This window comes from Shewanella sp. SG41-4 (assembly GCF_014164505.1).
Taxonomy (GTDB): Bacteria; Pseudomonadota; Gammaproteobacteria; order Enterobacterales; family Shewanellaceae; genus Shewanella.
In genome coordinates this window covers 1-17,317 of the sequence record NZ_JACJFI010000069.1, presented here as the reverse complement: position 1 = coordinate 17,317, position 17,317 = coordinate 1, and the positions used below count along the sequence as shown (strand labels likewise).

16 protein-coding genes and 1 pseudogene are annotated in these 17,317 nt (G+C 40.4%); 8 read left to right on the top strand and 9 right to left on the bottom strand.

The window, feature by feature from the left end; genetic code table 11:
- Nucleotides 1-744, top strand: a pseudogene (locus H5202_RS08830) (ion transporter); the annotation flags it as partial.
- Between the two features lie 60 nt (nt 745-804).
- Entirely contained in the window at nt 805-2,295 is a 1,491-nt protein-coding gene (locus tag H5202_RS08825) for an MATE family efflux transporter (RefSeq protein WP_182771757.1), read from the top strand.
- A 117-nt stretch (nt 2,296-2,412) separates the two neighbouring features.
- On the opposite strand, the gene H5202_RS08820 is transcribed toward H5202_RS08825, so the two are convergent.
- From H5202_RS08820 to H5202_RS08805, 4 genes are all read right to left on the bottom strand, one after another.
- Nucleotides 2,413-2,634: a DUF2986 domain-containing protein gene (locus H5202_RS08820; protein ID WP_182771756.1), complete on the bottom strand. Its 222-nt coding sequence runs from the start codon at nt 2,632-2,634 to the stop codon at nt 2,413-2,415.
- Nucleotides 2,635-3,051: 417 nt separating this feature from the next.
- Entirely contained in the window at nt 3,052-3,498 is a 447-nt protein-coding gene (locus H5202_RS08815) for a hypothetical protein (protein ID WP_182771755.1), read from the bottom strand.
- Between the two features lie 165 nt (nt 3,499-3,663).
- The gene (locus H5202_RS08810) at nt 3,664-4,020 is read right to left on the bottom strand and encodes a glutathione S-transferase N-terminal domain-containing protein (RefSeq protein WP_182771754.1); all 357 of its coding nucleotides are present in this window, start codon (nt 4,018-4,020) and stop codon (nt 3,664-3,666) included.
- A 120-nt stretch (nt 4,021-4,140) separates the two neighbouring features.
- Nucleotides 4,141-7,572, bottom strand: a complete 3,432-nt coding sequence (locus H5202_RS08805; RefSeq protein WP_182771753.1) for a DUF748 domain-containing protein — start codon at nt 7,570-7,572, stop codon at nt 4,141-4,143.
- A 310-nt stretch (nt 7,573-7,882) separates the two neighbouring features.
- Between H5202_RS08805 and H5202_RS08800 the strand changes: the two genes are divergently transcribed.
- The 4 genes from H5202_RS08800 to H5202_RS08785 all read left to right on the top strand — a co-directional run bounded on the left by H5202_RS08800 (nt 7,883) and on the right by H5202_RS08785 (nt 9,721).
- A complete protein-coding gene (locus H5202_RS08800; protein ID WP_182771752.1) occupies nt 7,883-8,278 on the top strand; it encodes a GNAT family N-acetyltransferase in 396 nt (131 codons plus the stop codon).
- 146 nt (nt 8,279-8,424) lie between these two features.
- Entirely contained in the window at nt 8,425-9,126 is a 702-nt protein-coding gene (locus H5202_RS08795) for a hypothetical protein (protein WP_011637066.1), read from the top strand.
- 66 nt (nt 9,127-9,192) lie between these two features.
- Entirely contained in the window at nt 9,193-9,543 is a 351-nt protein-coding gene (locus tag H5202_RS08790) for a VOC family protein (protein WP_182771751.1), read from the top strand.
- On the top strand, nt 9,518-9,721 hold the full coding sequence (locus H5202_RS08785) for a DUF1289 domain-containing protein (RefSeq protein ID WP_443019389.1): 204 nt from the start codon (nt 9,518-9,520) through the stop codon (nt 9,719-9,721). Before H5202_RS08790 ends, H5202_RS08785 begins: the two co-directional genes overlap by 26 nt.
- A 46-nt stretch (nt 9,722-9,767) precedes the next feature.
- Here H5202_RS08785 and H5202_RS08780 read toward each other — a convergent pair whose 3' ends face one another.
- A complete protein-coding gene (locus tag H5202_RS08780) occupies nt 9,768-10,283 on the bottom strand; it encodes a GNAT family N-acetyltransferase (protein WP_182771749.1) in 516 nt (171 codons plus the stop codon).
- 192 nt (nt 10,284-10,475) lie between these two features.
- On the opposite strand from H5202_RS08780, the gene H5202_RS08775 reads away from it, so the two are divergent.
- The gene (locus H5202_RS08775; RefSeq protein WP_011637070.1) at nt 10,476-11,228 is read left to right on the top strand and encodes a TerC family protein; all 753 of its coding nucleotides are present in this window, start codon (nt 10,476-10,478) and stop codon (nt 11,226-11,228) included.
- A 127-nt stretch (nt 11,229-11,355) separates the two neighbouring features.
- Here the strand turns inward: H5202_RS08775 and asnB are convergent, their stop codons facing one another.
- Nucleotides 11,356-13,020: an asparagine synthase B gene (asnB, locus tag H5202_RS08770; protein WP_182771748.1), complete on the bottom strand. Its 1,665-nt coding sequence runs from the start codon at nt 13,018-13,020 to the stop codon at nt 11,356-11,358.
- Between the two features lie 607 nt (nt 13,021-13,627).
- On the opposite strand from asnB, the gene H5202_RS08765 reads away from it, so the two are divergent.
- Complete coding sequence (locus H5202_RS08765; protein WP_182771747.1) at nt 13,628-14,029, top strand: ACT domain-containing protein; 402 nt, start codon at nt 13,628-13,630, stop codon at nt 14,027-14,029.
- 159 nt (nt 14,030-14,188) lie between these two features.
- Here H5202_RS08765 and H5202_RS08760 read toward each other — a convergent pair whose 3' ends face one another.
- The 3 genes from H5202_RS08760 to H5202_RS08750 form a co-directional block, all read right to left on the bottom strand.
- On the bottom strand, nt 14,189-15,847 hold the full coding sequence (locus H5202_RS08760; protein ID WP_182771746.1) for a M28 family metallopeptidase: 1,659 nt from the start codon (nt 15,845-15,847) through the stop codon (nt 14,189-14,191).
- A gap of 232 nt (nt 15,848-16,079) precedes the next feature.
- Nucleotides 16,080-16,826, bottom strand: coding sequence for an HAD-IIA family hydrolase (locus tag H5202_RS08755; protein ID WP_182771745.1), 747 nt, complete (start codon nt 16,824-16,826; stop codon nt 16,080-16,082).
- Between the two features lie 322 nt (nt 16,827-17,148).
- A partial coding sequence (locus tag H5202_RS08750) for a citrate/2-methylcitrate synthase (protein ID WP_272490469.1) occupies nt 17,149-17,317 on the bottom strand: 169 nt, incomplete at its 5' end.

Genomic DNA, 17,317 nt, shown 5'->3' with positions numbered 1-17,317 from the left:
TTCGATATCACCCTTATGTTGTGTATTGTATTGAGTGTGATATTGATTTTTATCGATACCATTGAGCATATTAACTCGCGGTATGGCGACTAGATTAGTATCGCAGAATGGACCTTTACGGTATTCTTTACCGTTGAGTACATATTAAGGCTCTATTGCTCCCTGAATCGGTTACACTATGCACGCAGCTTTTTTGGTGTAGTGGATTTAGTGTCCATTTTACCCAGTTATTTAGGGTTGATTTTCCCTGGTGCCAATGTGGCATTAGCGCTAAGAGTACTGCGTTTATTCCGTGTATTTAGAGTGTTAAAGCTGCTGCGCTATCTCAGTGATGGCAACTTATTGATTAAAGCAATGATGCAGTCGAGCCGTAAAGTGTTTATATTTTTCTTTTCGGTCAGCTTGATTATCATGGTGTTAAGTGTGGTTATGTATGTGGTCGAAGGGCCTAATAATGGCTTTACTTCCATTCCTAAGTCGATGTATTGGACCGTGGTGACTATTACCACCGTTGGCTACGGAGATATTACGCCGCAAACCCCATTGGGCCAGGGAATTGCTGCACTCACTATGTTGATTGGTTATTCGATTATTGCAATCCCAACGGGTATTTTAACTGCTGAGATTTCACATGAAATGGTCAGAACCCGTGATTTACGTAAATGCAGTAATTGTGGTAAAAAAGGCCACGATAACGATGCTGAGTATTGTAATCATTGTGGTAGCGAGCTTGAAAAACTCTAGGATAAAGGCCCTTAAAGCTGATTGAGGTTTGCTTTTTATTATTGACACTCAAGGATACTAATGACCACCGCTAAATTTGTTGAGGGTTCTATTTTACGCCATATTTTGGTGATGAGCTCTACTGCTGCAGTGGGTATTTCGGCACTGTTTGTGGTCGACTTACTCGATATTTTCTTTTTAAGCCTGCTCGGTGAAATAGAGCTTGCTGCTGCTGCCGGTTATGCCAGTACAATTTCATTTTTTACCACATCAATAGGTATTGGTTTATCCATTGCTCTTGGAGCTTTGGTGTCTAAAGCTGTGGGGTCGAAAAACATAAAGTTAGCTAAGAGATTGTTTTTAAACAGTGCCATAGTGACCTTAATTACCAGTGTACTGGTGGCTGCAATTGTCATAGCGTTTATTCCCGAACTGTTAGCGTTAGTGGGTGCAACAGGTCGCACAGCGGAATTGGCCGAAAGCTATTTGTATATTCTGGTGCCATCGTTACCGTTTATTTGTTTAGCAATGGCGCTTGGCGGCGCACTACGTGCGGTTGGTGATGCCAAACTATCGATGATGTCGACGCTAGCTGGTGGCGGTGTCAATGCCATATTAGATCCTATCTTTATCTTTAGTTTATCTATGGGCATTGAAGGTGCTGCAGCCGCATCTGTTCTTGCTCGTATTGCGGTGTTTGTCATTTCTGCCCGTGGGGTAGTGATAAAACATAAATTGTTGGGTCGATTCTCTTTTGATGAGTTCAAGCAAGACCTAGGGGTTATTTTTGCCATCGCCGCGCCTGCCATGCTCACCAATGTTGCAACCCCGATTGGTAATGCGGTGGTAACCCGTGCTATTGCTGATTTTGGTGACAGTTATGTTGCTGGTTGGGCGGTGCTAGGACGTTTGATCCCAGTATCATTCGGGATGATTTTTGCACTATCGGGTGCTGTAGGGCCGATAGTTGGGCAAAATTTTGGTGCCAATGAAATTGAGCGCGTTCGATTGAGTTTGACCAAAGCGATTCAATTTTGTGTAGCTTATGTGCTGGTGATGTCACTTGTACTGTATCTATTACGAAATGTGATTATTAGTAGTTTTGATATGAAAGGCGATGCGGCAGAGCTTATTTTGTTTTTCTGTCAGTACATCGCGGTGTTCTTTATTTTTTCGGGCATTTTGTTTATTGCCAACGCTTCATTTAATAATTTAGGTAAGGCCAAATACTCGACCTTTTTCAATGTCGGTAAAGCAACCATTGGTACCATTCCATTTGTGTACTTTGGCGCGCAGTGGGGTGGTGTATTTGGGGTGTTAATTGGTCAGGTGATCGGGGCCATTATATTTGGTGTGATAGGTATTCTATGTGCATATCGATTAGTGGATAAAATCAGCCAGCAATGTTTAGTGTCAGCAGGTGCCAATAAGCAACTATTGGAAGAGGATGCGATCAATATTGATATGGTTGCAGCACCATCACCTATGCCAGGTCGAACTCAGATGGCTCAACTTGATGAAGACCCATTATGTAAACAGCTAGGTCAACAAAGCGAAAGTCATAAAGGTTAATAAAAACAACCCTAAACAGGGTTTGTTTTACCCACTAAAAAGCCCCTATTAGATTGGCAATTGCCAAGCATAATAGGGGCTTTTTGGTATGTGTAACAAGCAGTCGCTAGGTTACAGCTATTCTTTGTCTGCTTTTGGTGTCGCTTTCGTTTCTGCGTTGTCAGCGGTTGTTGCTGTCGTCGCTTGTTCTGCCGCTTCCGCTAAGGCGATTTTTTCGCGATCAGCTTTAGAAATATAACGCTCAACCGTTTTAGTACTCGGGTTAGATGGCACAACTTTATTTTTGCGAGCCTTGGCACGTTTGGCCAATTTTTTGATCATCTCTTGCTTTCTATTCATCTGATTTCTTACTTTGTAAACGACAAACTATTGATACCATTCTAGACGATAAACAGTTTATCGGAGCGTGATGACACTGGTCTTGGAGCCAACGGCAACATCACGAGAAAATTTGGATGCTAATTTTAGCTCAATTGCTTAGCTGGATATAGTGTTTTATCCATCAGTGACAATAATTAACCTGAACTCAGGATAACAAACGCCTCTCAAACAGTCTTTTGCCTTGCTAACTGCGTTGAATGAACTTGAAATAGACCCGTTATTGACGCGTCAATTCGCCTTCTTAGTAAAACAAATGACAAGTTTGATAGTGGTTAACTTCTAAGCTTATGATCTTTATAATCATATTCTCTTCTTTTATCCCAAATTCAGGTTAACTAATCTTTTATCTCAGTTAACGTATCGCTGGCTTAACAATTAAACCCCGAATTTTTTGATATCTTCAGCGGTAGCACCGTCATTACATTCGCCACGAATTTCACCGCGTTCAGTTTCAACATAACGACTTAATTCAATAAAACCGGCTTTACAATAACCATTCATTTCGATGGTTTTTCTAAGGCCCAGATCAATTTGTTGATGCCATAATTCTAGGCGGTTCTCAGCGTTACGTTGTTCAATTTGATAACTCTGGGCATCTTGTTTACTGCGAATTCTTCTTTCATGTGGGGCATCACCAGGAATGCTGCGATCAAGGGCAGTTGCTAATTTGGCTTTATAGACAAATAATTTAATCCCATTGCCTTTAATTTGAGTACTGAATGCATCGCGAAACTGCCCCGCAAAGTCCATAGGATCAGGTTCGCTTGCGCTACAGGCGCTAAGCAGTATGAGACTGCAGATGATTAAGATGATTTTTGACACTCATAACCTCATTCGTTTTGATGTTAAATGAAACGTGAATAAATGCTGCAAAATATTGCCATGACCTTTATTGATACAAGCATCGGCCGATTTAAAAATATTTATGCAGCAATATGTTAGCCACAGTGTTGAAAGAAACAGTGGCGACATGACATAACCAGTGCTTTATGCGAAACGTTCGTTGAGGTAGCTGGTAATGGCTTTTGATTCATATAACCATTGGGTGTTGCCGTCTTGCTCAATACGCAAACAAGGCTTTTGTAGCTTGCCACCTTGGCTTACTAATACGCTTTTGTTGTCATCTTGTTTGGCGTCGACTAAGTTAATGGTTAAATTTTGGCGACGAATATCACGACGAACTTTGACACAAAAAGGGCAGGCGGCGTATTGATACAATGCCAATGATTGAGTTTGTTGATCGACAATAGCTTGTTGATCTTGCGGACGTTGGCGCTTTTTAGGAGCAAACACAAAATTTAACAACAAAATAATTCGACCTAAAATCCAGCGAACGATAAACATAGATAACCTCAATCTTAACAATATTAATGATACGTCATGATTGCAAACGCTTGTTATTACTCGTTTGCAATGTATGCGCAGTCTACCCGATGTCGATAGCGGTTAACAGCCACAGACAGGTTATTTTACTTGTAACTCAAGCAATGCTTCAGCGGCATCTTCTGCGGTGTTGATACGGCTTTCAAGCACAAATATTTTTCCTGGATCAATCTCTGTTTGAGCAATTAGATAGGCTTTAACCGCCTTAGCACGCTTTTGAGCTAAAAGGCCAAATTCATCTGCAGTAAACTGTTGATGATTTTTAAGCATATTGTACAAGCCAATGTGCCAGCGCGTAATGAGCTCTGCTTCAGTCAGTTCTGGTTTTTTCTGCTGTAACTTTTGTTTTATGTCTAATGGGTCCTGCGATAACTCTTGCTCAACCAATTGATACAATGCATCTGCTAATGGCCCCGTAGCAGGGTATGTACTGGCTGATATACTCTTTGGGAAATCTTTGAACTTTATCCCCGCAGTGTTAGCCAGTTGTTTATGCAGTTTGCTTTCAGCTAATGCTTGTTTATCGTTAATTAAGTCAACACTGCCTTTAATATTCAGATTAAGCAGCGGCCTGTCTATTAACGCTTTAGCCAGTTTGTCTAAAGTACTTTTTTGTTTAAGTGAGATGTTGCTACGCCCATACTCAAAACTGATTTTATCTATTTGTTCATCACTGTCCACAAGGCCAGCTAAGAATGAAAATGGTGAGGTAACCGCTTTGGTTATGATATTGCCTAATGCATTAATGATGATGCTACCAAAACTAAAGCTAGGAGAATCAATGTCTCCAGACACATCAACGCCTAAATCAATTACGCCATGTCGGTCTTGCAATAATGCTATCGCTAATGTAACAGGTAGGCTGGTTGCTAAACTACTGTTACTGCGTTTACCTAGCTCGAGTTGATCAATCACTACATGATTACTGCCAACTAATTCATTGTTTTTGAGCTGGTAGGTTAGGTCCAATGACAGTTGGCCTTTATCAATATAATAACCAGCATAAGTGCCAGAATATGGATTAACCGAGGTGAGCTCTACTTTGTCAAAGTTCAAGTTAAGGTCAAGGTAAGGCTGTGCTAATAACGGGTTAACATCACCTTTTAATGTCACCGGAGCGTATTTGTCTATTTTGCCGGCTAAATCCACTGATGCGGTGGTTTCTGGGTTTGATGATAAGTTGGTGATCTGACCATTAAGCATTTCAATGCCCGAAGCAAAATTGGGCGTCAACGAATTATCAGCAAAGAAGGCCGAGCTGTCTGTAAAGCCAATCTTATTAATGTTGAGCTTCATTTGCGGAGCATCGACGGGGTGCTCATTACCTGCCGATAAGGTCGCTTGGTCAGCTTTACTTGGACTAACAGCAGCTTTATCTGTCTCAACACTAGCAGTGGTTTGTTTTATATCAGCAGGAGTGTTGATTAACTCGCTAATATTGGTGCTGCGATCAGGTAAGATAATCAGGCGACTAAACAGCTTATCAACGTTTATTTCATCAATATCAATGTTAGCTTGTTGGCGATCAAACGATAACTGGTTGATGTCCATAGTTTGCCATGTCAGCAAAGGTTGCTTTAACACGTTATCGTTAATGTGTAATTGGCTGATGTTTGCGCTGCCAGAGTAGGTTAACGTGTCTTTAGCGTCTGCATGCAAAATGCCCTTAGTGGAAAACATGCCATCTTCAATAGTGATATTGATGTAAGGAGCAATATAAGGTTGTAAACGTGATAACAACATATTACTAAAGTCGATTTCAGCATTCACGGTTTGCGCTAATGCATCAACTTGCCCTGTTGATGTTAATAAGCTTTGTTGATTGATTTCAGCCGAAAATTGATAATCAATCGGACTGGATAGATCTGATTTTATTACCCCTGTAGTGAGGTCAATTGGGCCGATTTGCCAAAGAATAATCTTATCACTGGCAATGCCTTCACCCAGTTTAACTTGATACTGCGCGATACTGATTTTGTCTAGTGTGACTAACCAAGGAGAGTCAGCCTCGATGGAGTCTGCCGCTATTGCTGTATTTTGTTGAGTAATTTGTGAGCCTGACTCAGCCGTCGCTTCTTTTGTAGCAACTTGTGTCGCTGATGGTGGTGATTGCTGCGCTAAAAGTGGCTCTGCATCTGTATCTGTTTTTTCAGTTGCATCGCTAGCTGCTTTTGCTTTGAGCTCAGTGGTGACTTGTTTCACTGTCTCGATAGCTTTATCAGCAATGGTATCAGCCACATTTATGCTGTCAGCTTTTGGACCATCTGAGTTAGCCGTCTCTAAATCAGCATTACCTAAACCGGCAGTCTCTGAATCTGTCGTGTCTGTAGTAGCTGATTCGGTAATAGCAGATTCGGTAGTCGTTGAGGCTGTAGAAGATAAACTTGAGGTATCTAAGGTTTTTGTCAGCTCAGTGTCTTTAGGCAGCAATAAAGCAACCAGATCAGCACCTGTTGGAGTGATATTGAGCTTAATATTACCTTTTTCGGTATGGAACTCACCAATGCTAACGCGCCTTTTCTGGCTATCTAGGTTGATGTTATTTAATGCTAGTAAATCAATAGCGATTTTTTCATCTTGCTGATGTAGTGCTTTGAAACGATCAATCACTATCTTTGCTTTGGTGACATTGATATGGCTAATAGGTGTTAGGTTCTTATCTTGCAACGTCACAGCATACTGTCCGTTCAGACTCAGTGTGCCTTCAGCTAAGTTAATCGCAAACAGTTGATCAACAAAAGACCAGTAACGCGATAAATCAATTCCAGTAACTTTTACATCGCCTTCTATCGATAGCGGTGCTAATTGAAATTGTCCTTGCAGTGCGACCGAGCCTTTGAATTGATCTTCTATGCGTAAGTTATAACGATTTACTTGGTCTTGCTTGTCGTTTAATGCGCTACTCAAACTATTGAATTGTGCCAATGACACATTGATATTGGGATAATTAATGTGGGTATCTGTGACGTTGTCGTCTAGGGTAAACACGCCTTGTTGGATTTGAATGTTAGCAATGTTTATCGCCGGTATAATAGTCGGTTCAGTACTGGTTGGCGCTGGCTGAGTATTTTGGCTTAGGCGGGTAATAATATCACTGAAGTTAAATACAACTTGTTGATTGGCTGTTTGAGAACGCGCAACGCTAATCGTGGGCTGTTGTAAACGGATATCTTCAATCACTATCGCCCAAGAAGTGATTGATTGCCATAATTGAATATTGCCATAAGCTGTAGCGAAGGACGCAAAGGTTTGCGGGCTATCAAGCTCATTGATCGCAAAACCCGATACCGTTAGTTCTAACGTAAATGGGTTAATACTTATATCTTGTAGGGTAACGTTTCTGCCTAATTGTTCGGTTAATATCGTTGGTACTTGCTGTTTGGCAATATATGGAATTAAGCCACCAAGAACAGCACAACCCAATAGATAAACAGTTAATCCATAAAGTGCTAACTTTAGAATACGAGCGCGCGATGTCATTGCTGAGCGCAATTGCGCGAAAAATGAGGTCATATGGGCTAATCTTGATTGAAAACAGTGGTGATATCTGGCTATTTTACCAAAAAATCGTTCTTTATGGATGATTATTTTTTAGGGAAAATTGCTTCTTTTATATTTAAACTCATTAATGTTAGGTTTTTTTAAGCTTATGTAATTAATGGGTTTTATATTTATACTATTTCTGTAAGTTAATTTTGTTTTATGTGTTAGACACTTATAGTAAGATGAATTTTTAATTTAGATGGTTTTATACCATCATTCAATAGATATGATGCTTGCGATATCCATACGCGGTATTTAACCTTACTTTCAAGGATGAGAAATGCAAATTCGTCTTGCTTCGAGCATCGATTTAGAACCGTTGAGCATGCTATTTGATCAATATCGACAGCAATTACAACAACCCTCTGACTTTCCTGCGTGTCATCATTTTTTGAAGCATCGCTTAGCCGAAAATGATTCGATGATTTTTGTTTCTATCAGAGAAGATGAAATGGTGGGCTTTATTCAATTATATCCATCGTTTTCTTCATTGCGCCTTGCTCCAGTGTGGTATTTGGAAGATGTGTTTGTAAAACCACAGTATCAGCAGCATGATATTGTGAGTCAAATGTATCAAAAGGCCCAGTTATTAGCACAAAGTACTGGGGTATTATTGATTAACCATCACAATTCAGAATTGCCTATTGAAGCCGAATCCTTAAGTTGTTCAGCGTAAATTAATCCGCATTATTTACTTGCCATTATCAATAGTAAGTAAGCCTGTGATGATATGAACGATGAGTTATGTAGACCTCAGTTATTTCTGATAAAATAGCTGAGGTTTTTTATTATTTTTTCACCATAGATGTTAAGGAAAAGAGATTGAATAAGAGCGTATTAACCAACCTTATCGCGGCTATCTTCATGCTGGTTGGGTATGTGTTACAACAACAAATTGTCATGACAATAGGGTTATTTGCGTTGTCGGGTGCATTAACCAACTGGTTAGCAATCCATATGTTGTTTGAAAAAGTCCCCGGTTTATATGGTTCCGGTGTGGTTCCATCACGATTTGAAGAGTTTAAAGCGGGCATTAAACATTTAATGATGCAGCAATTTTTTACTCAAGAGAATATCGATCGCTTTTTGACAACCAGCAGCGCCAGCAGTATTGATTTAACCCCTGTGATTGAAAAGATTGATTTAGCGCCATCATTTGATGCATTAGTGTCGACTATCGAAAAGTCATCGTTTGGTGGCATGTTAGCGATGTTTGGTGGTACCGAGGCGTTGATCCCACTGAAAGAGCCGTTTATTGAAAAAATGAAACTGTCGTTAGTTGAACTGGCTCAAAGTGAAGAGTTTAATGCTATTTTAGTTAATGAGCTTGAAAAGCCGGATGTCATCGCAGACATGCAAGCTAAAGTGGCCAATATTGTGGAACAGCGTTTAAATGAACTTACGCCAGAATTAGTGAAACAAATCATTCAAGACATGATTAAAACCCATCTGGGTTGGTTAGTTGTGTGGGGTGGTGTGTTCGGCGGTATTATTGGTGCCGTAGCGGCATTGCTGCAGCAATAACGTTAATCTACAATCTTATTATTTTTGTGGCACTGTCAGCCATATAACTGAGTAACAGAGGTGAGTATGAGTCAACATCATAGTATTAATTATTTAGAAATACCCGTGAAAGACCTCATCGCAACCAAAGCCTTTTTTACTCAGGTTTTCGGTTGGCAGTTTCAAGACTATGGTCCTCAATACAGTTGTTTTTTGCAGGTCGGAATTGATGGTGGTTTTTATCAAGCAGACAGTCAATTTAGCTTAGCAAAAGGCAGTCCGTTAATTGTGCTTTATAGCGAAGATTTAGCTGCCTCAGAAGCAAAAATAATTCAGGCTGGTGGCAAAATAACTAAAGCTATATTCAGTTTTCCTGGTGGTAGACGTTTTCATTTTACTGACGTAAATGGTAATGAATATGCGATATGGTCAGAATAACGACGATCTAATTGCCTCACCTTGTGTGAGGCAATGTTGTTTAGATGAACGGGATGTCTGTTTAGGATGTTATCGCTCGCTCGATGAAATTTTGGCTTGGCATAATATGGATGAACAACAAAAAAGCACATTGCTGAAAACGTTACAACAACGCGCCATTGCGCGTAAAAAACGCTAGTAGGGCGTTAATCTATAATTGTTGACTACTACAATATCGTATTGAGCTACACCGCAGTTGGGTTAGTTCTGGGTTCGGTATCTGTTCTAAATAAGCTAAACCCGCGAGCTTGATAGTTTTGTAATGCGCTTGGGTGATCTAACGAGCAAGTATGCACCCAAACTCGGCGGGTGTTAGGCAGCGACCACGCCTGTTCAATGGCTTGAGTCAGTAAATAGCCACCAAAGCCTTTACCGATAAAGCGCTCTCCTAAACCAAAATACATAATTTCGACTGTCGCGTCATCTTGCTGCTGTAATTCAAAGTAACCTGCTGGTGCACCATCTTTATATGCAACGAACAAATGCAAATTATCCGCTTCGCTATATTCTTGCCATTGGCTATCAGACAAAGCAAGTTTATCTGTCCACTCCCAAGCTGCACCCACAAATTGATATAAAAATCGATTGAATTGATATTGTTTTATTTTCGCCTCAACCACAGTTAGGCCGTCGGCATCGTGCTTAGGTTTTAATTGACTGCTGTCGGTCATCTCAAGATTGAAAATGCTGATGTCTGTCATGGTATCTCAATATAAATGAAGTTTATTTATTAAAACTAACTTTTAAAATCATTCATAGCAAATTTAAAATAAATGGTTAGAAGGTATATATTTTCACAAAACGAATGTTGTCTATTGTGGTTGATTTTTGACTAATGTAGATTCTCTGCGAGAGTAACCTATGGCAATGTAATTCAATTATAGAGGTAGTATATGTTCGAATGGATAGCAGATCCGCAAGCATGGGTGGCGCTTTTAACCCTGATAGCACTCGAGATTGTACTCGGTATCGATAATATTATTTTTATCTCGATTGTGGTTGGAAAGTTACCTGTTCATCAAAGAGATAAAGCAAGACTTATCGGGATAGGTTTAGCGATGGTAGCTAGATTAGGTCTACTATTAAGTTTATTTTGGATCATGGGACTCGTAGAGCCTATTTTCACCTTGCTAGATAATGCTATTTCAGGCCGTGATTTGATTTTAATTTTTGGCGGTTTATTTTTATTAGCCAAATCAACTCATGAAATTCATACGAGCTTTGATATTCCGACTGAATCAACTCATGGTGTTGCACAAGTTGGCTTTTACTCAGTGTTAATTCAGATCGCGATTCTCGATATTGTATTTTCATTAGATTCAGTCATTACTGCTGTTGGCTTGGTTGATAATATATCGATTATGGTTATTGCTATCGTTTTATCTGTCATTGTGATGTTGTTCGCCGCCAAACCAATCAGTATATTTGTTGAAGAAAATCCGACGATTAAAATGCTCGCATTGTCATTTTTATTGTTAATCGGATTCACTTTAGTTGCTGAGGGACTAGATTTCCATGTACCAAAAGGATACATCTATTTTGCAATGGCATTCTCGTTAACGGTGGAACTTATCAACATAAAAATCAAAAAGAGAAAAGAAACTGGCACTATTCATCTCAATAAAAAAATGTCAGAAAATGACTAGTTATATATGAACGATTTTAGAATGTAATTATTTTACAATAAAAAGCACACCATTAATTGGTGTGCTTTTCTGTTAATGCCATCTGTTCTTAAAATGCGTTTACATTTTAGGAGCAGGACACGTAATGCTAATATGCGCTAGCGTGAACGTTTTTAACTGCGCGGCCCGATGGGTCGTTAAGTCCTTGTAAACTTGCATCCCACAATAGCGCTTCAGGGGTTGAGCACGCTACTGTTTTTCCACCTGGCACTGTTTCAGCTGCGCTGGCTAATGGGAAAAACTCTTCAAAGAAGCTGCGGTAAAAATAGGCTTCTTTCGACTCTGGCGTGTTGTATGGAAAACGGAATTTTGCGTTTGCAAATTGCACGTCATCTACGTTTTCTGCCGCATGAGCTTTTAAGCCATCAATCCACGAGTAACCTACGCCGTCACTGAACTGCTCTTTTTGGCGCCATACCACTTCTTTTGGTAATTTGTGCTCAAACGCTTGACGTAAAATGTGCTTCTCGATACGACCATCTTTAGACATCTTCGCTTCAGGGTTGATGCGCATTGCTACGTCAATAAACTCTTTATCTAAGAAAGGCACACGTGCTTCAAGTCCCCATGCTGCCATAGCCTTGTTGGCACGCAAGCAATCAAATAAATGCAGCTTATCAAGCTTACGGACTAATTCTTCATGGAACGCCTGCGCGTTTGGCGCTTTGTGGAAATATAGGTAGCCACCAAATAGTTCGTCAGCACCTTCGCCAGACAACACCATTTTAATGCCCATGGCTTTAATTTTACGTGCCATTAAATACATTGGCGTAGCCGCACGGATAGTGGTTACGTCGTACGTTTCTAAGTGATAAATCACTTCTTTAATTGCATCTAAGCCTTCTTGGAAGGTATACACAATAGGGTGATGAATTGTGCCAATGGCATCAGCCACTTTTTGCGCTGCGACTAAATCTGGAGACTCAGCTAACCCTACGGCAAATGAATGCAGTTGTGGCCACCATGCGCCGGTTTCGCCGTCGTTTTCAATACGGTGTTTTGCATATGTTTGTGTAATGGCAGAAATCACTGATGAATCTAAGCCACCAGACAATAATACTCCGTAAGGAACATCAGACATTAACTGGCGTTTTACCGCAGCTTCTAATGCTTCACGTAATTCTTCAATGCTAGCTGGGTTATCTTTAACGGCATCAAAATCGCGCCATTCACGGTGATAATACTGTGTCGGTTTACCGTCTGCAGAATATAAATACTGTCCTGGGTAAAACTCAGCAACCGTTTTACAAACTGGCATTAATGCTTTCATTTCAGAAGCAACGTAGAAGTTACCAGATGCATCTAGACCTGTATAAAGTGGGATAATGCCCATGTGGTCGCGACCGATTAAGTAAGTGCCTTTGGCTTTGTCATACAGTACGAATGCGAAGATACCGTTCAGTTTGTCTAAAAAGTCACAACCGTATTCTTGGTAAAGTGACAAGATCACTTCGCAATCTGAGTTGGTTTGATATTGGTATTTGTCACCTAGCTGAGCTTTCAATTGTTTGTGGTTATAAATTTCACCGTTTACGGCTAACACTATGTTGCCATCAAGGCTGATAAGCGGTTGCGCTCCGTGGTCAACGTCAACAATCGATAAACGTTCATGAGCTAAAATTGCTTTGTCATCAGCATATATGCCAGACCAATCTGGGCCGCGGTGACGCAGCAGTTTTGACATTTCTAACGCCACTTGGCGAAGTTTGCTTGCATCAGTTTTGATGTCTAAAATTGAAAATATTGAACACATAATACGGCTCCAGCAGCGTTGGCTAATCTTTATCTGGTTCCTACTTTGCCAGCATTTTGGTTAACTGCCAAGCTTGTTTTTTGAGATAACATCAGAAATATGGCTATTTTAATGATTTTATCTCTTTTAAATATCTTTTTGTTTGTATAATACGTATTTAAATGGCTATTTTGTTGGTGTATCTTTATTTTTATTGCAATTATGGCTATTTTTTTTAAGATTTCATAATCAAATACCACTAAAATCTATAATTGCACTAATGCTGTGCGCTTGATGTTTATTTGAACAAATATGGGGTTTAATGGTCATTTTACGGCGTTAACCTAGTCATAATAGCGCTTACGTGGCATGTTGATGCGCGATAATGGGGCTTCAATTCACTCGGAGATAGGTCACCCAATCAATGCCTACTTGTTAAGTGTATTAAGACTGGATAGGGTTATGTTGATCACTTCTGTTAGTCACTTATATTGGTCACTTATGTGTGGCAGGCAGCAAAGCTGCATTTAAGTTAAGCCACATTTTATTAAGGCTGCCACTTTTACTGCAACAGAAGATCGTAATTAATAAAATAGCTTTATAACGGAAACATATTTAAGGAAAAAGTATGGTAGGTGAAACAAATTTAACGGCACTACTCGCATCGATGTCACCGGTATTACTAGATGACGAATACGTTTTTTGCTCAGTGCCAGGCGGCCAATATGGTGATTATCAAAGCTTATCGCCACTTGCGACCTTTTGCGAATCAGAAGGGTTGACGTTAGTATTAACCAAAACGGCAGCTATAGAGGGCAGCTTGTCTTTTGAATCAGTATTTAAAGGCATTACCTTAACGGTGCATTCTAGTCTTGATGCCGTTGGTTTAACGGCCGCCGTAGCCAATAAGCTCACCGAAAAAGGCATAAGCGCTAATGTGATTGCCGCTTATTATCATGACCATATTTTTGTGCAAACAGAAAAGGCCGCTTTAGCCATCGAAGCGCTAAATGAATTTAGTAAAGTGTAAGTCACGTTTATCTAGAGGCTTATTAGATACTCATGAAACAAAGATTAATGGCCAGATACTAATAGCACTGATACTAATAGTTAAATACCAATAAAAAAGCCCATCAAATACATGATGTGCCAATCCTTGCTTGGGGGGAAGGAATAGGGTGGTGCGGTATTAATCTGCAGGACGTAATTGATTGAATTCAGAACCGGTAAAGTATCCTGGCCAATCTTGGTTATTACCTAACTCTGCCGCAGCTTGGTAATACACGCCTAAATCTTCTAATGAACCGGATAAATCCCATTCAGGACGATAATGATCGCAAACGTTATGGTAACAGCCCTTCATTTTGACCAACATTGCCGTTTTGTATTGTGCGGTAGCTTCATCAAGTGGTTCGTTACCACCACCGGCAAATACTGCTGGCACGCCTAATTTAGCAAAGCTGAAGTGATCCGAACGAAAAAAACCGCCTGATGCAGGGTTTAGCTCGCCTTTGCTGGTTCGATTTTGTTTAGCCACGGCGCGGTCTAAATAGTTTTCCAACTCAGATTGGCCTTTACCGACAATAGTGTAATCTTTGGTTTTGCCATAAATATTGGTGCTGTCGAGGTTAAATACTGCCACGGTTTTATCAATTGGATAAATTGGGTTAGCGGCATAATAACGTGAGCCTAATAAGCCTTGTTCTTCACCAGTAGTGGCAATAAAGGTTAATGAACGGGCTAAGCCATGACCTTGTTTAGCTTGCTGGGCAAATTGGCGGGCAATTTCTAAAATACCGGCTGTACCTGTGGCATTATCTAATGCGCCATTATAAATTTGGTCACCGTCTTTGGTTTCATCTGTACCGATATGATCCCAATGGGCGGTGAATAAAATCTGCTCATTTGCTTGTTTACTGCCAGCTAACGTCGCAACCACATTATAGCTGTCGGCATATTCGGCTTTATTAGCAAATTCAATGCTAGCTGTTTGGGCTAAATCGACATTGAGTGAATTGGTGGCGGCGCGATCCATTAATGACGTTAATGACAGGCCCGCTTTATCGAACAAGGCTGTAGCACTGTCTAAAGTTAACCAACCTTCAACTCGGACACGCTGATCTTGTTCTGCTTTGCTTTGAACTAAATCTTGTTGAGCACCGGTCCAGCTGTTTTCAACTACCGACCAAGGGTAAGAAGCTGGCTCAGTATCATGAATGATAATTGCGCCTAACGCGCCTTGGCGACTGGCTTCTTCAAATTTATAACTCCAACGGCCATAGTAAGTCATCGCTTTACCATTGAACTTGGCACCTTCAGGATGTGCAAAGCCTGGATCGTTAACTAAAATGATGGCAATTTTGCCTTTCATGTTGAGATCTTGGTAATCATTCCAGCCATATTCAGGCGCATTAATACCGTAACCAACAAACACTAATGGCGCATTTTTAATACTCACCTGACTACTATCGTGACGGCTGCCTAACACGATATCTTGGCGATACTGCAAATCCATGCCAGCTAAAGTAACTTGTTGTTGTTCGCTTGCGGTGTAACTCACCATTGGAACTGGTTGTAAAAAACTCCCTTTATAAGCGCCTTTAAGCCCCATTTGGGTGAAGGCAGCAGACAAATACGCTAGGGTGAGTTTTTCACCTTGGGTTGTTGGCGCACGACCTTCAAATTTATCTGACGATAATGTTTTGATATCGGTTCTAAAGCGTTGTTCATCAAAGGTTACCGCAGTCACTTTAAGCGGAATAACATCGTCGCTTGAAGTGTGGTTCGCATCATCGCCGTTACATGCTGACAGTAAAGCAATGGCGCAAAAAGGAAACAATCGTTTCATGCTATGTCCTGTTATTGTTATTCGTTTTTATTTCAGACAAGCATAATGAAGCAAGCCAGTGCTTGAAAACAAGATCACTGGCTTGGAATTGTGTTACCTAATGTAAATTGTGTATTAGATATTCAGCTGATTAACCAGTTGATCTTGTTGACGTGAATCAATAGTGCACCAACGAGATTAGCTATTTTACACCGCTATTGTATCGACACTATCTATGTATCAAGGTTGCTGATTAAACGACGTCGATATCACCGGCACATGCAAACACATGATTCGGTCTGAAAGGTTCTTTGTCTATATCACTCATTTGGCTCACTCCAGTGGTGACCAGAATGGTTTCCAGACCTGCTTGAAAGCCTGCCAGAATATCAGTACGCATGTTATCGCCAATAATCACAGTGTTATCAGAATGCCCCTGAATATGATTTAACGCAGAGCGGATAATCCACGAGCTGGGTTTACCCACATAAAATGGCATTTTACCGGTGATGCGCTCAATGGCAGCACATAATGCGCCACATGCTGGGCTAAAAGCTGGGCCGTGGGTGTCTGGGTTGGTGGCAATAAAGCGTGCACCGCCAGCCACAAAACGAGACGCTTTATGGATCATGTCCCAGTTGTAAGAACGAGTTTCACCCACAATGACAAAGTCTGGGTTAATATCTGTTATGGTGAAGCCCGCATTGTAGAGCTCATGAGTCAACGCACCTTCACCGATGACATAAGCCTTGGTGCCAGGTTGGTGCTTCAAAAAGTCAGCAGTGGCCATGGCCGAAGTATAAAAACAGGTTTCAGGCACATTAATCCCTGCTGCACCAAGTCGATTTTGTAAGTCTTTACCAGTTTGAACGGGATAATTAGTGAGGATAACCAGCGGATTGCCTTGTTCAAGTACGCGGTGAATAAATTTGTCGCTTCCTGGGATTAGTTTGTTGTCATGGAGTAACACACCATCAATGTCGCAAATAATATTTTTCATTCAGTCATTTCTTCCTTCAAATACAACCTGCTTACATCTAATGCTAATTCAATTGAGAAAACAATGATTAAATAGAAAGAATACTTTCTCGGTTGATTTAATGCTGAAAAAACCTGTATCAATCGTCCGAGAAAACACTATTTTTGAAATAAGCTATTTTTAGGGGGGGATGATCAAAAATGATTAAAACAGTTACGCGGTTAAATCAGTTAGTTTCAAACCAACTAGTATTGTAATCTTTAGTTTCTGTCCTGAGTTGTGATTAAAAACAGAAATAAAAAAGCGCCTTTCGGCGCTTTTTTATTAATTGATAAACAACAATTTAACGTTTATCAACACTCACAAATTCACGAGCAGACTCGCCAGTGTATAACTGACGTGGACGGCTAATTTTGTGGCCTGGTTGATCTAACATTTCTTTCCAATGTGAAATCCAACCAACAGTACGAGACAGTGCAAATAACACTGTGAACATATCATTAGGGATACCA